This is a genomic window from Vagococcus fessus (assembly GCF_003987565.1).
GTDB lineage: Bacteria > Bacillota > Bacilli > Lactobacillales > Vagococcaceae > Vagococcus_D > Vagococcus_D fessus.
This window is the reverse complement of record NZ_NGJY01000001.1, coordinates 144046-159375: the sequence shown is the minus strand read 5'-3', so window position 1 is coordinate 159375 and position 15330 is coordinate 144046. Positions and strand designations below refer to the sequence as shown.

Genomic DNA, 15330 nt, shown 5'->3' with positions numbered 1-15330 from the left:
AAGTTGGGGCTTCTAAGCTGTTTTTTTATTAATTAATTTGCTGATAAAACGTTGTAAGTTTGTTTTCTTGAAACAGTAGCACGTAATACTTTATCGCCTTCGAACATATCTGGTGTCATCTCTAAACGTTGGATTTGACCATCTTCAAATGTTCTAACTGTTAAAACAAGTTTGTTAGGGTCTAAGCTATAAGCTGATGTGTATTCTGTATAATGAACCGCATCTTCCCCTTCAATCATTTCACCTGGTGTACGAACGATACCGTACGGTAAATCAAATTGGTTTAATAAGTTGTAAATACGGTGTAACCCTTCTTCAGCATCTTTGGGTTGAACCATTAAGTTTCTTAAAACACCGGCACGCGCAAAACGAGATTGTGGTGTAAAATCACCAGGTAAACCAAAGACGCCGCTTCCTTTACCTGCTGACATTGCCATAGTTGTTCCAATTTCACGAGGTTCATTTTTATAGTAATCAAGACCTACATAATTTTGTAGATTTTTTAAATGCCAATCCATATGTGGTGTATTTGTAAATACCATGGCTGTATTTTCAGTAATAGTGAAACCGTTATAGTTATCAGGTTCTACTGCGATTGACGCACCAGTATTATCATAGAATACGTAATGTTGTGGTTGTGCAACACCTAAAACATTTTTCACGTTTGCAGCTTGAACATCGTTATTAATGTTAGCTTTAATATCTTCTACTGAGCTATAGTTAGCCAATACATAAGTGACAATCTCTTCTCCACGCATTGGTGTTTTGCCTGCAGCTTTAATATCTTCAACTTCAGCATATTTGTTATAGCCGTTACCAAAGTAAAATGATCCACCGGCTAAGCCTTTTTCATTAACACCATCCATGATCATTTCTGTTTCTTCAGATTGATCAACTAAAGCCGCCATTTCTGGGTTGAATGCTTTTAATTGTTCAGCTAAATTCATATCTTTCATTTTACCATCCATAACAATTGCGACAGTCGCATACTTAAATGTCACTGGCGTTAGCAATTGACTAGTTGAAACATGTCCTCTTGGAATGATTGCCCCTTGAACTGGTAATGGCATCGCATATTCTTGCGTTCTACCAAATACTGTATTGCCATCTGTTGTAATAAATCCTACACCTGTACACATATAAAAATTCCTCCTTGTTACTATTAATCAAACCTTGTTATTAACGAGAGTTATTCGTACACCCTTCCCATTTATTTTACCACTTTACCTTTGCTTTGTGTTGACTTTCTTAAATATAATCAATTATTTAAAAAACTTAATAATCTATTTTATAAATTTAATCCCAATAAGTCTCAACTTTTTCAACAACTTCTTTGAATTCTGGCAAATTTAGTAACTCTTCTTCATGCTCAGTTAAGATAAACCCTTGCCACTTCATCATCCCTCTATCTTGATACTCTTCGTCAACTTGTACTATCACGCTGATGCCCTCCTAATAACTGACTTCGTTTAATGTATGTCCCTGATTCTTGCAGACTGCTAGCAGGAAATAAGGCCGTCTTTCCGTAATGACTCTTAACTTGATCAACCACCTTATCTAGCTGACTTGTTTTGACTTGACGCTCCGGTTCATCAAATAGATTGAGCTGCTGATAAGGCTGGTTGACTAATTTTCCAAAACTGAGTCCAATTGTTCGTACCGCCCCGTCTGCTTCATGCTCTCTAAAGAGATAAAGTAATGTATCGCTTAAAACTTTAGTCTGATCTGTGGGACTGATGGTCATTTGCTTGGTCCAACTTTTCGACCGTTCTTTTCTAGAATAGCTAATCGAAAGAGACACGCAACTGGTCTGTTTCTCTAACTGTCGTAATCGCTCTGATAAAACAATCGTCATTTCCCTAATAATCAGCTCTATGTCTTTGGATTTAGTATAGTCCCGCTCTAGCACTTGGCTTGTACCTATCGACTTAGAACTTGGTGGAATAATGTGTTTTTGAGAAATTCTACTTCGGTCTATCCCATGTGCATGATAATAAAGCTGACTACCAATAACACCTAGTCGTTTTTTTAGTAAAGCAGCATCAGCTTGGGCTAAATCATAGACCGAATAAATCCCAAGAGCATTTAACCTTTTGGCTGTACGTTTCCCAATTCCCCACATATCGGTTAGATTAGGAATCTTCCAAATCGTATTAGATACAGACTCGTACGACCAATAGGCAATATGTGAGAGTGTATCTTTCGCTTCATTATCTAAAGCTAACTTAGCAAGTAATGGGTTATCACCAATCCCAACCGCTACAGCTAAACGTAATTCCTCCCAAATTTGACATTGAATTTTTTGAGCCACTTCAAAAATAGTGTCACCGAACAAATGATAACTTGCTGTTATATCAACAAATGACTCGTCGATTGAATAGGTATGGATATCCTCTTTAGCCGCATATTGCTGAAAAATTTGATTAATCAGTCCATTGACTCTAACATACAGCCCCATCCTTGGAGGAACTATCAATATCTGGTGTTTCCTTGGAAATTCATATTTTCTTGAGCCTGTCTTTAGACCATATTTTTCTTTTACTTTTGGACTAGCTGCTAGGACTAATCCGCCGTTTTGGTTGCCTCTACTCATAACAACTACCTCACTATGAAGCGGATGCAAACCATGTTTCACTGACTCCACTGAAGCAAAAAAAGATTTCACATCAATACAAAGAACCGCACGGCGATTTTCCTTAGTATAGTCCATCATTACCGTCATCGTATCACCTTCTTGTTTCTTACACCTTCACTATACAAACGTATGTTCGTTTTGTAAAGGGGAACATCTATTATTTTTAGACTTTTTCGACGTTAGAAACAATTCTATGAAAATTATCAGTTAGTTTGTGACATTTTTCGAAAAGATTGCTATAATGTGCCTATAACGGTTATTGTTAATGTTAATCGGTTCGTTTTTATGCAACATGAACGCCATTATAATAAAGAGAGGGTCGATTTATTATGAGTATTTCAAAAAAAATAGAAGAATTACGGACAGAAGCTAATATGACACAAGAAGAGTTAGCGAATAAGTTAAATATTTCACCACAAGCAGTTTCTAATTGGGAACGCGGTGAAAACTTACCTGATATTCAAAACTTAAAATTGTTATCTAAACACTTTAGCGTATCAGTCGATGAGCTGGTAAAATCAGACGAACAGCTAGAGTCTGAATTAAAAATCAAAAAACAAAAGAAAACTCAAAATTTGATTTCATTTACAGCAATGTTAGTATCAGGTATTATCCTACTAGCCTTTAGTCTATTTATGTATTTGAAAAACGATACAGTATCATGGTTCACTTTAATTGTTGGACTATTCCTTGTCATCGATGGTAGTTTCTTAGTTAAAAAATATTTCTATCAAGATTAAAACAAAAAGAGCAGACTCTAGCGTCCGCTCTTTTTTTATATCTCATTATTTAATTGTTTAATGAAAATGTAAGTCATAACTTCATAAGCTAAAAATAAGACTATTAAGACCACCGTTAACCAGAAAGGTGCACTCGTAAATGGTAGTATTAGAACCAATAGTATAAGTGCTAGATCCAAATAAAAACCAGCTTTTGCTCGTGCTTTTGTTCTGATTTCAGTATTTCTAGGGTCTTCCATTTCAATTTGAAAGGCATCTCTTTTTTCTTCAGTTCCCAGTACTCGTTTGTACTTGATTAATTGGGCAATCCCACCGCCAATTACCCCGGCACCCAGACCTAATAAATAACTTTCATTTGTCACAAAGCTAGCTATAACTAATACTATTCCTACACCTAATAATAAATAGGTTGTTAATTTTTTTCTATTTAAATTCATCATCTTCGTCCTCCTCGTAAATAAAAATATCCTCTACTGATAAATCAAAACGCCTTGCAAGCCGCATGGCTAAAATAATTGATGGGTTATACTTCCCACTCTCTAACGAACTAATCGTCTGCCTTGAAACACGTAACTCTTTAGCTAAGGCATCTTGACTAAGATTCGCTTGCTTTCTTATCTCACTTAAACAATTTTTCATCTCTTCCCCTTCTCCTATATGACAAGTTAACTTTACATACATAGTATAGAATTTTCACGAAACAATGTCAAGTTAACTTTACATCAAAGTATAAAAAAAAGACGACGATTACTCGCCGCCATCTTCAATGTCTTTCTTAAAACAAATCACACGATTTGCCTCATTAAATCCTAATTTCAAATGCATCATATAACTTTCTGTATTAGTCAGTTCGCAGTCACTAGCAAATTCGCTACATCCTTTAACTTTCGCCCAGCTTTCACATGCTGTAACCAATCGCTTAGCTAACCCTTGACGTCTCGCTTCTTCACAGACATACAGACCTTCTAAATACCCTACAGGAGATGAACTCGTCCCCTCCACATAATCTGACCGAAGTTGGACTTGCGCGAAGCCAATCGTCCGATTTAGCGTATCTTTCTTAATAAAAAGAGCAGCATTAGAATCTTGCAGTAACTGTTCTAACTCTTTTTCAAGTGCTAGCTTATCTGAACTCGGCCATAATAAATGAGCCAGCTCTACACAGTCAGATAAGTCTTCCTTAGTTGCCTGAAATACCATCTAATCGCCTCTTTTCTATTTAAATAGTTTACTTGTCTATATCATCTTTAGCCACTTCTTCTGTTGTTGGCTTTAAGACTTCTTCTGAAATATTTTTTTCTGTCGGTTCCACTAAATCAGGCTGTAAGTTACTTGTTTTAGCAATTTCTTCTATCTTAGCCATGTGTGACGCAACATCTTTGTCCTCTAATACGTCTTCAACTTCCGCTTCTTCTAATTCATCATACGTATCAAAATGACGGTCATGATTAATCGCATAATAGAATAATCCGATTAGAATAGCAAACGGAATTAATCGAAGCAAAATCATACTTTCTTGAATCGCAATCGCTTTGAATCCCATTTCAAGTGTTCCCACTCTAATATAATGAGCCACCATAATCACAACATTAGCTAACATAAACAATCCTGAAATGATCATACTTTCTTTAACGATACTTTGGTAATGTTTGCCTTTAATTAATAAAGCCACGGCAATAAAAATGACAAAAATTAAGAAATGTTGCATCACACCATCCACTAAATTTTGTAGCAACGACTTCCAAAACAAGCTGAAAGGTCCGACACCTTCTGCTTCGTTAAAAGTTGTCATACTATCGTAAATACCGGTTCCAATTGACCATACTGATAATCCTAAGAAATAAGCAAGTATCGATTTTAATAGTGATTTTATCATTTTTTTCCTCCTAAAACATCTTGTTCTCTTATATCCTAAAGGAAATAAGACAGATTGTCAAAAAACAAAAAACTGATGGCTTTGGCCATCAGTTAATGCTTGAATCCTTGCGCTTCTTCTATTATCAGTCTATCTTGTTTTACCAAACGGTCACGTAAGAGTTGATACGACTGGTTCCCTTCTTCACACGAGCGTTTTACTCTTGAAATAATCGCTGTACTCGCATGCGTTTCTTCCTCTATCTCTTGATAGGTTTTACCATCAAGTAACATCTGTGCAACATTAAATCGCATCAGAAATATTTTCATTTCTTTAAGTGTCATTAAATCATCAAAAAAATCATAACATTCATCAACATTCTCTAGTGACATCACCGCTTTAAAAAACGTTTCGATGTCTTGCTCTTTTAATTGATCAATACGCATAAAATTCCTCCTTAGATAATTACGCCACTTTTTCTTTTTTATAAAGCGCTCCAAGTACAAGCGTTAGAAGTGGTAAAACATAACAGAAAATGGCATAAGGGACATAAGACAATGTTGGAACATCTAAGGCTCCTGCAATAAATACTCCGCTCACACCCCATGGGATAAGTGGATTGACCACTGTCCCTGCATCTGATAATGTTCGTGATAATAATGTCGGCTCTAATCCTAATGCCTCGTAACGATGACGGTAGGCCTTACCTGGTAAAATAATTGATAGATACTGCTCTCCTATCAATAAATTAACGCCTATCGCAGTCAATGCGGTTAAAATAATTAACTTATTCGGTTTAGATAACACGTCGTTAATGCGGTCTAATATCGTATCAATAACAGACATTTTAATAAGTAGACCGCCTAGTGTCAAGGCTAATATAATCAATGATACTGAGCCCATCATACTTTGAATTCCCCCACGTGACAAGAGAGGATCGATCATTTTATCGCCTGTTTCCGCCACAAAACCATCTTGTAACCAACTACCAAAATCTTGTATTGTCACGGCTGAACCTTGATAGATTTTTATTAAAACGATTGATAAAAGAATATTTAATAACAGTGTTGGAATAGCCGGGATTTTCTTCCAAGCACAGATTAATAACACTACTACAGGTAATAATACAACCGGTGTTACTGTGAAATTTCCTTTTAACACCGCAACCATCTGATCAATCTCGTTAGTATCTACTGCATTGGTATGATTTCTACCTAAGATAAAGAAGAAAATAAGCGACACAATAAAGGCAGGTACGACTGTTTTCAGTACACCTTTAATATGTTCAAACAAATCAACTTCTGCTGTTGCCGCTGCTAAATTAGCGGTATCAGATAATGGTGAAATAACATTACCAAGTAAGGCACCTGATACAATTGCCCCAGCCGTTACAGCTAGGTCAAAGCCCATCATTTTACCCATACCTACAAATGCAATCCCGACAGTTGTCACCGTCGTAAATGAACTCCCCACAGCTGCTCCAACAATCCCACAAATAATAAAAACCGCCACTAAGAAAAAGTTGGGTGATAAAAATGAAAAACCATAGACCATAATAGTAGGTATCGTTCCCGATGCTATCCAGACACTGATAATTGCCCCGATTAATATAAAGAGAACGATTGGGATTAATCCTGGTGTAATACCTGAAATAATGCCCTCATGCATGTCGTCCCAACTCATGCCTTTATACACCATAAAACTAATTAAGAGAAAAATAGCAGCTAAAATTGCAATATGTGCTGACAGATGAAAATATATAATACCTGAACCAATAGTTATCAAAATCAGAAGTAACATCACAACTGATTCTTTAAAAGACACGTTGTTATCCATACAATCCCTCTTTTCAGATCCATTAAATAAAATCGGAAAAAGATGTATAACTCAAACGCTATACACCTTTCCCGTCAAAAATCAGAAGTTTTTATTTTTCGTTGTAAATTGCTTCTAATTTTTCTTGAATTGCTTTTTTAATTTTAGCTGAGTATTCAGCAAATACTTTTTCGTCATGAGCGTATGGAGACATACAAGCAGCACGTAAGATTGTTACTTTTTGTTCTTTATCCCACTCAGCACGACTGAAGCCTAATCCTTCAACGAATGGGAATGGGCTATCGCCATAATCTGGCACAGCGAAATCAGTATGTGATGTGATAAATTCGTTATGGTAAGTTCCACCTTTAGCGTATGATGCATATTGATAGAATTCTTCATTTAAGTCATTCATCACTTTAAGGTCTGTATTTCCTTTTTCGTTGAATACATAGTCAACCATGTTAAAGTCAGGACGAGTTAAAGCATTCATTACAATTGTTTTATCGCCAACTTGGAATTCTAAACCATCGATGAAGTTGTAGAAACGGAATGCTCCTTCAATACTTGCCCCGATTAATTTACCAAACCCTTTAACATTAAGTGGTAAGATTTTGTGTGCTGTCCAAACAGCTGCTGCAGTAGCCCCTGCTTTAGATCCTTCAAGAATGTAAGCACCTAATAATGCTGGAATATCAGCACCTTTTTTAAATACATATGTTGCGAAGTAAGAAATTACGTCACGCATACGAACGTCTTTGATAACAACTCCACCAGCTGAATATGGAACATAACCCATTTTATGAGGGTCAATTGTTACTGATTCACATGATTCGATTGCTTTAAATGAGGCATGAACTTCAGGAGTTAACCAGTGGTTTTCACCTTGGAAGACACCATTTTCTTCATACGCCGCTTGAATTTCATCGTAAGGGATGAAGTTGCTGTTTTCATCTAAGAAGATTGAACGAGCATAACCACCGTAAGCAGCATCAACGTGGATGTAGAAGTAAATGCCTTCAGCAGCTAATTTTTCTCTTAATGCTACGATTTTATCAACACGGTCAATTTGACCTTCTTCAGTTGAACCGACAACTGCTACTACACCTAAAACTGGTGTTTCTTCAGCTGCTAATTCACGGATAAGTTTTTCTAAAGCATCAACATCCATACGGTATTCATTATCAACGTCACACGCAATAACTTGGTCTAACCCAACACCGATGATATCTGCTGATTTTAACCATGAGTAATGTTTTGTTTGAGGAACAATCCATTTACCTAATTTTTCTAAGTTTTTACCACTACGAGCTGAACGTTCTTTAATTTCATCCATGTGGTCTTGGTTTTCATCTAATACGTCTAGAATTTCTTCTGTAGACATGTTTAGTAATTCCCATTCAGTTTTACCTTCTACAGCTGCTGGGACAACTTCTTTAATAGCAAGTGGTAATGATTTGAAGTTACGAGCATACCAGATACCTTCTAAGTTAGCGATTGAACCATCACATGCGATGTGTCCCCAACCTTTATCGCCATAACCCATTAAAGCTGATAAATCTTGTCCTACTTCTTCTTCCATTTTTGATGTTGCTGGAGAAGATTCGTACGCTACGTTATTACCGTTCCATAACATTGCTGTATTGTAAGCAATAATTGAAGGCATTAATGTTTCTGAGTTCATATGACCCCAGAAGCGACCTGCTGTATGCCATGGTAATGAATCTGTACGTAAGCGAGAGCTTAAAACATTGAATACGCTGTTCATGTTATCTACAGTCGCTTGAAATGATTCTTCACGACGGTCTTGAGGTGTAATCACTGGTAAATCTTGAGGCATATAGTTTTGTCTCCAACCAACATGCTCATCGATCATACGGTTCATAATATTTTTATAGATATCAACGTTTTCACCTTTATCACCTAAGAATAACGCTTTTAAATTTGTTTCTGATGGATCAATGATTTCTTCTGAAATAATTTTTTCTGACATGTTAACTCTCTCCTTAATAGTAGTTTATCGTTTTATTATTTTTTCCACTCTGGTTTTTTATATTTATAAATTAACAATGCAATACCAACCATCACAACTGTTGCAATAACTTGATAAGCAAGATAGCCGATTTGGCTGTCTACCCCTTCAGGAGCGATTAAGCTAACTGCTATTGTTAAGATTACACTAATAATAGAAATACTTGCAACAAAATTCATTAAACCATTGCCTTTATTACCTAGACGGAATGGACGTTCAATCTCTGGTAATGTTTTACGAAGTTTCATAGCTGATATCGCAATTAACAAGTAAACTAAGCAATATAAAATTGTTGTAGTAATCGTAATAACTAAGAACGCTGCCCCTACATCTTCAATAAATAAGAAGGCTGTTGATACTAATGAAATAACAGTAGCTTGCACTAGCACGATATTAATTGGAATACCGTTGCCGTTACGTTTTTGGAAGAACGGAGGTAAGTTACCTTCTTCTGCTACTTTAATCATTGATTTACTTGGTCCAAGAACCCAAGCACTTAATTGAACGAGAACCCCAATTAAAATCATTAATGAAATAATATTATTAAAAATAGCTGGGATACCAAGATCTGTCGTCATTGCTACGAATGGCTGTGTAATATCTGAGTTGTTAATTTGACCTGCATCGATTGAGTTGGCAACACCAAGACCCGCGATTAAGTTAAAGACAACTAATACTAATACTGACGCAATAACAGCGATTGGATAATTACGTTTTGGATTATCAATATTGTTCGCATGTACTGAAGAAATTTCAACACCCGCAAAGATAAAGATAACACCTGTTAAGATTGGTAATGTTTTTAAATTAGTTAAATCTGGGAATAATTTACCTACTGTAAAATCAGCTAAGTAACCATTTGGGTTAATACCATTTTTAGCAAAGTAAGCAATGCTTAATCCAACTAAAGCGATAAAAGGAATATAAACACCGATGATTGCTCCCCAGTTACCTGCGATTTTTACCATGTCATATTTTAAGTTAAGTAATGTGATAACCCAATATGACAACACGATAGTAAAGAAGATGAAAATATTGTTACTCCCTAATTCCGGTTTATTAATAACATATCCGAATAGGACCCCTACTGTTGAAGCTACCATAACCATACCGAAAAACATTTGTACCCATAGTAACCAAGATGTCACAAAGCCCCATTTTTCTCCTAGTGCTTTGTTAACCCAAACTTGAGGGCCACCTTCTTCAGGCCATGCTGTTGATAGTTCAGCAGACATTAAAGCAATTGGTAAAGCAAACATAAGTGCTGCAATTAACATGTAGACAATTTGTGTCCAACCTGATGATGCTAATGTCGGAACACTACGAACGGTACCAAAGAATGCCATGGTAATACCGATCAAACCAAAAAGTGATAATTTTTTTCCTTGTGACATATATTGTTCCTCCTTATTAAAAAAAGATCGCACATTTTGTTTTTTAGGCCTAAAAAGCTAATGCAACTTTTTCACAAGTGAAGTATATCTCCGAAAAAACACTTTGTCAAAGCGATTTGTTGAGTTTTATTAAAAAATGATGAGTAAACCATTTCGTTAATTCTACGCTTGCATTCTTTAGTGCGTTAAAGCTTAAATCCGTTCTATAACAACTGATACTACAAACATTGTGTTATCAACACTCTAATTTTTTGTTACTACTTTTTTTTTCACTAATTCCACCACTTTTGTTTACCCTACCTTTAATTTCTCATCAAATTATAATAAAGGAAATTTGTGTTTGACATTTAAAATTAGATGGACTAGACTTGGTTTACATTCAAAAATAACTTGATTGAGCGAAGTAATTACCTGTCACTGTTTATAGAGAGCCAAAGGTCGCTGGAATTTGGCACACACATCGTAATGAATTACACTCACATAAAAAATCAAGCGTGCTACCTACGTTACAGGTTTAATAAGTGGTATGGTTAAGTTATTAATCATACAATCTGGGTGGTACCACGGAATCTGTTTATTTCGTCCCTGCAAGTTTCTAGAACTTGCAGGGACTTTTTTGTATGTATTAAAACTAAAAGGAGAGAAAAAGAATGAATATTATTGATGAATTAACATGGCGCGACGCAATTAACCAACAAACGGATGCTGACGGATTATACGAATTAGTATCTAACGAGAAAATTTCATTATACTGTGGTGTGGATCCTACTGGAGATAGTATGCACATTGGTCACTTAATCCCGTTCATGATGATGAAACGTTTCCAATCATTTGGACATCATCCATACATCCTAATTGGCGGAGCAACTGGTACAATCGGTGACCCAAGTGGCCGTACATCAGAACGTCAATTACAAACATTAGAACAAGTTCAACACAACGTTGACGCTTTAACTGCACAAATGAAGAGCCTATTCGATTTCGAAGCTAACCAAGATTTAACAATGGTTAACAACTACGATTGGACTCATGACCTAACATTATTAGATTTCTTACGTGACTACGGTAAAAACTTTAACATTAACACAATGTTAGCTAAAGATATCGTATCAAGCCGTTTAGAAGTTGGGATTTCATTTACTGAATTCACATACCAAATTCTACAATCAATGGATTACTTACACCTATTCCGCGAACATAACGTTCAATTACAAATTGGTGGCGCGGATCAATGGGGAAATATTACAGCTGGGCTTGACCTTATCCGTAAAAAAGAAGGCGCTGAAGCTAAAGCTTTCGGCTTAACTATCCCTCTTATGTTAAAAGCAGACGGAACTAAATTTGGTAAAACCGCCGGTGGCGCTGTATGGTTAGATGCTGAAAAAACATCTCCATTCGAGTTCTTCCAATTCTGGTTAAACCAAGATGACCGCGATGTTGTTAAATACCTTAAATTCTTCACTTTCTTAACAAAAGAAGAAATTGAAGCTTTAGCTGAAAAAGTGGAAACAGAACCTCACAAACGTGAAGCTCAAAAAACATTAGCTGCTGAAATGACTCGTTTCGTTCACGGTCAAGAAGCTTTAGATGAAGCATTAGAAATCTCTGCTGCCCTATTCTCAGGTGATGTGTCTAACTTAACGGCTGACCAAATCGAACAAGGCTTCAAAAACATGCCTTCAGCTGAAATGCCTATCGGCGAAAGCTTACTAGTAGATTGGTTAATCGAAGCAGGTATCGAGCCTTCAAAACGTCAAGCACGTGAAGATATTAAAAATGGTGCGATCACATTAAACGGTGAAAAAATCACTGATTTAGAGTTCACATTAACACCAGCTCACTCATTTGATGAGCGATTCGTTCTTGTCCGTAAAGGTAAAAAGAACTACACATTAGTAACATTAACTAAATAATAAAAAAATGGACTTTTTAGGGGTAGAGAAATCTACTCCTTTTTTATTTTTGTTTTATACGGATACTAGGTTGGACTCAAACCATCTAACCTAGTTTTAATTTAATCATTATTATAATAACGAATCCCTTTTTCAGAATAACTATTCACCCAGCGATAAGTTTGAGCCTTACTTTTAACACCACATTGTTTAACTAAATACCGATACCTTCCTAAACCACTAAGATAGGTTTCAACAGCTTTGAATTTAAATGCAAAACTATATTTTGTCATAAAAAAAACACCCCCAAAAGTAAGGTTTTTGGTCTAACTTTTGGGGGTGTTTTTTATTTAGTTAGGTCTATCAAGATTCATTAAATTCTTTATTCCTAGCTAGTTTAACGTGTTATGGTCTACATATTCATTCTCTGCTAGTTTATATACCACAACACCTTGTGATGTTTTTATTTCCTCTAAAACTTTTACAATCGTACCCTTTGGATATTTTTTAGACACTTTCAACACACGTTTTGACCCTTCTGTGTTAAATGGTTGGCTGTAAATATAAAAGCCATCGTCTACTACTTTCATATTTTTATTAATTGGTTTTCTTTCTGTAACTGTTTCAAAGTCTTTCATCGTGTTACGGTCTACATATTCGTTCTCTGCTAGTTTATATACCACAACACCTTGTGATGTTTTTATTTCTTCTAATACTTTTACAGTCGTACCCTTTGGATATTTTTTAGACACTTTCAACACACGTTTTGACCCTTCTGTGTTAAATGGTTGGCTGTAAATATAAAAGCCATCGTCTACTACTTTCATATTTTTATTAATTGGTTTTCTTTCTGTAACTGTTTCAAAGTCTTTCATCGTGTTACAGTCTACATATTCATTCTCTGCTAGTTTATATACCACAACACCTTGTGATGTTTTTATTTCTTCTAATACTTTTACAGTCGTACCCTTTGGATATTTTTTAGACACTTTCAATACACGTTTTGAGCCTTCTGTGTTAAATGGTTGGCTGTAAATATAAAAGCCATCATCTACTACTTTCATATTTTTATTGATTGGTTTTCTTTCTGTAATTGTTTCAAAGTCTTTCATTGTGTTATGGTCTACATATTCGTTCTCTGCTAGTTTATATACCACAACACCTTGTGATGTTTTTATTTCTTCTAATACTTTTACAGTCGTACCCTTTGGATATTTTTTAGACACTTTCAATACACGTTTTGAACCTTCTGTATTAAATGGTTGGCTGTAAATATAAAAGCCATCATCTACTACTTTCATATTTTTATTAATTGGTTTTCTTTCTGTAATTGTTTCAAAGTCTTTCATTGTGTTATGGTCTACATATTCGTTCTCGGCTAGTTTATATACCACAACACCTTGTGATGTTTTTATTTCTTCTAAAACCTTTACAGTCGTACCCTTTGGATATTTTTTAGACACTTTCAATACACGTTTTGAGCCTTCTGTGTTAAATGGTCGGCTGTAAATATAAAAGCCATCATCTACTACTTTCATATTCTTATTAATTGGTTTTCTTTCTGTAATTGTTTCAAAGTCTTGTAACGCTTTTTCGTCTACATAATAATTATTAACTTCTGAATCACCTGATAATTGATATTCAACAACACCTTGAGACGTTTTAATTTTTTTGATTACGTGAACAGTATCTCCGATATCTCTAACATATTTAATTGGATAAAGGCGAGCAGATCCTTTCGTTTTATAAGGTTGACTATAGAAATAATAATCTCCATTTTTAATTTTCATATTTTTATTAACAGTTTGGCTCTCTGTGACGGTTGCTAATTCTTTAGATCCTTCTTCTTCACCTTTTAAAATGTTGTATTTTTTTACAACTAAGTCATAAAACTCTGACATTGTATAACCCCATTGTGCAAAATAAGCAATTGGGTCAGTATGATCTGTACCACCCCAAAAATTAGCTATACCATTGTGACTAATGATAGATCCTAATCCGTCATTATCACCAAAAGAAGGTTGTAAATTAAACTCAACTAATTTACTTGCCACCCAGTATGAGTCACTGTTAACTGAACGAGCAAAATCATCAAATGATTTTGAACGACACAATTCAATATGAATATAATATGGATTGGCGTTTGGTCCCGCTCCCCATGATAAATAATCGGTTGGAGCTGTTTCAATTACTCTATTCCCTGAAGCATAGGCATGCACGAATGCATTTTGCCAGTTATTAAACATGAAGTTAACTTCACCATCAATTGTTGAATTCGGATTAGCTGTTTCATGAATCACAATACCAATGGGCTTCTCATATTTAAACTCATTTTTCGGCGTTGTTCCAAATCGACTATCTCTTGTAATTGTTGGGTTTTTAAACCCTTTTTCAGCTATATATTGATTTACATTTGGGTATTGACCAAAACCCGCTTTAACTTCAGGGATTACTTTCATCTCTTCCCCTAAACCATCAGAACCGACAGCTTTAGCTCTATCTTCTGGCGTTAAAGCATCAATCATTTTTTGAACTTCTGGGTTTGGACTTTTGAACATAGCTCCTCTCATCCCCGGTTGTTCAGCCACTTCTTGCTTTTCAGTTTCCTTTTCAACCGATTCTGTTAAATCCGATTCAGTTGCTACTGTTTCTTGTTCCCCAACAATTGGAGCCGTTTCACTAGTTACTGTTTCTTGATTCTTTTCTGATACTTTTGATTCGGTCAAACTAGATGCCCCATCTTCAGACGATCCACTTTGCTCTTCTTTTACTATAGCCTCAGTTTCTGGAATAACATCATTATTTTCAGATTCTACAAACTTACTTATTTCACTAGCACTAACTTCAACCTCTGTTGCAAGAACAGAACCTACCGATAATACATTTGAAAACAGTAAGCTTGAGACAACCAGCCCTGTTAAAAATTTAGTATTTTTCATAATTCCTCCTATTATTTACACTTTCATT

General features: G+C 35.5%; 15 protein-coding genes and 1 other annotated feature. Of the genes, 2 read left to right on the top strand and 13 right to left on the bottom strand.

Going from position 1 to position 15330, the window contains the following annotated elements; translation table 11 throughout:
- Positions 1-32: 32 nt before the first annotated feature.
- The 3 genes from CBF31_RS00795 to CBF31_RS00790 all read right to left on the bottom strand — a co-directional run bounded on the left by CBF31_RS00795 (position 33) and on the right by CBF31_RS00790 (position 2722).
- Positions 33-1139 (bottom strand): linear amide C-N hydrolase, encoded by a 1107-nt coding sequence (locus CBF31_RS00795; protein WP_126829995.1) that lies wholly within the window; start codon positions 1137-1139, stop codon positions 33-35.
- 157 nt (positions 1140-1296) lie between these two features.
- A complete protein-coding gene (locus CBF31_RS10985) occupies positions 1297-1440 on the bottom strand; it encodes a hypothetical protein (RefSeq protein ID WP_170167828.1) in 144 nt (47 codons plus the stop codon).
- The gene (locus CBF31_RS00790; protein ID WP_126829993.1) at positions 1424-2722 is read right to left on the bottom strand and encodes a Y-family DNA polymerase; all 1299 of its coding nucleotides are present in this window, start codon (positions 2720-2722) and stop codon (positions 1424-1426) included. The genes CBF31_RS10985 and CBF31_RS00790 overlap by 17 nt, the downstream gene beginning before the upstream one ends.
- 242 nt (positions 2723-2964) lie before the next feature.
- Here CBF31_RS00790 and CBF31_RS00785 point away from each other — a divergent pair, with 242 nt between their 5' ends.
- Positions 2965-3375, top strand: coding sequence for a helix-turn-helix domain-containing protein (locus tag CBF31_RS00785; protein ID WP_126829991.1), 411 nt, complete (start codon positions 2965-2967; stop codon positions 3373-3375).
- A gap of 35 nt (positions 3376-3410) precedes the next feature.
- Here CBF31_RS00785 and CBF31_RS00780 read toward each other — a convergent pair whose 3' ends face one another.
- The 8 genes from CBF31_RS00780 to tyrP form a co-directional block, all read right to left on the bottom strand.
- Positions 3411-3815 carry a hypothetical protein gene (locus CBF31_RS00780; protein WP_126829989.1) on the bottom strand — a complete coding sequence of 135 codons (405 nt, stop codon included), beginning with the start codon at positions 3813-3815 and terminating at the stop codon, positions 3411-3413.
- On the bottom strand, positions 3799-4014 hold the full coding sequence (locus tag CBF31_RS00775; protein ID WP_126829987.1) for a helix-turn-helix transcriptional regulator: 216 nt from the start codon (positions 4012-4014) through the stop codon (positions 3799-3801). The genes CBF31_RS00780 and CBF31_RS00775 overlap by 17 nt, the downstream gene beginning before the upstream one ends.
- 108 nt (positions 4015-4122) lie before the next feature.
- The gene (gene aac(6'), locus CBF31_RS00770; protein WP_126829985.1) at positions 4123-4575 is read right to left on the bottom strand and encodes an aminoglycoside 6'-N-acetyltransferase; all 453 of its coding nucleotides are present in this window, start codon (positions 4573-4575) and stop codon (positions 4123-4125) included.
- 28 nt (positions 4576-4603) lie between these two features.
- Positions 4604-5251: a hypothetical protein gene (locus tag CBF31_RS00765; protein WP_126829983.1), complete on the bottom strand. Its 648-nt coding sequence runs from the start codon at positions 5249-5251 to the stop codon at positions 4604-4606.
- 92 nt (positions 5252-5343) lie between these two features.
- Entirely contained in the window at positions 5344-5676 is a 333-nt protein-coding gene (locus CBF31_RS00760; RefSeq protein WP_126829981.1) for a YerC/YecD family TrpR-related protein, read from the bottom strand.
- A 19-nt stretch (positions 5677-5695) separates the two neighbouring features.
- Entirely contained in the window at positions 5696-7066 is a 1371-nt protein-coding gene (nhaC, locus tag CBF31_RS00755; RefSeq protein WP_126829979.1) for a Na+/H+ antiporter NhaC, read from the bottom strand.
- A gap of 91 nt (positions 7067-7157) precedes the next feature.
- Entirely contained in the window at positions 7158-9038 is a 1881-nt protein-coding gene (gene tdc, locus CBF31_RS00750; RefSeq protein ID WP_126829977.1) for a tyrosine decarboxylase, read from the bottom strand.
- A 35-nt stretch (positions 9039-9073) separates the two neighbouring features.
- The gene (gene tyrP, locus CBF31_RS00745; protein ID WP_126829975.1) at positions 9074-10471 is read right to left on the bottom strand and encodes a tyrosine-tyramine antiporter; all 1398 of its coding nucleotides are present in this window, start codon (positions 10469-10471) and stop codon (positions 9074-9076) included.
- Positions 10472-10852: 381 nt separating this feature from the next.
- Positions 10853-11061 (top strand) — a binding site (T-box leader).
- 60 nt (positions 11062-11121) lie between these two features.
- On the opposite strand from tyrP, the gene tyrS reads away from it, so the two are divergent.
- Entirely contained in the window at positions 11122-12384 is a 1263-nt protein-coding gene (gene tyrS / locus CBF31_RS00740; RefSeq protein WP_126829972.1) for a tyrosine--tRNA ligase, read from the top strand.
- Positions 12385-12485: 101 nt separating this feature from the next.
- Here tyrS and CBF31_RS00735 read toward each other — a convergent pair whose 3' ends face one another.
- Complete coding sequence (locus CBF31_RS00735) at positions 12486-12656, bottom strand: transposase (RefSeq protein ID WP_126829970.1); 171 nt, start codon at positions 12654-12656, stop codon at positions 12486-12488.
- A gap of 99 nt (positions 12657-12755) precedes the next feature.
- Complete coding sequence (locus CBF31_RS00730; RefSeq protein ID WP_126829968.1) at positions 12756-15302, bottom strand: peptidoglycan recognition protein family protein; 2547 nt, start codon at positions 15300-15302, stop codon at positions 12756-12758.
- Positions 15303-15330: the final 28 nt, after the last annotated feature.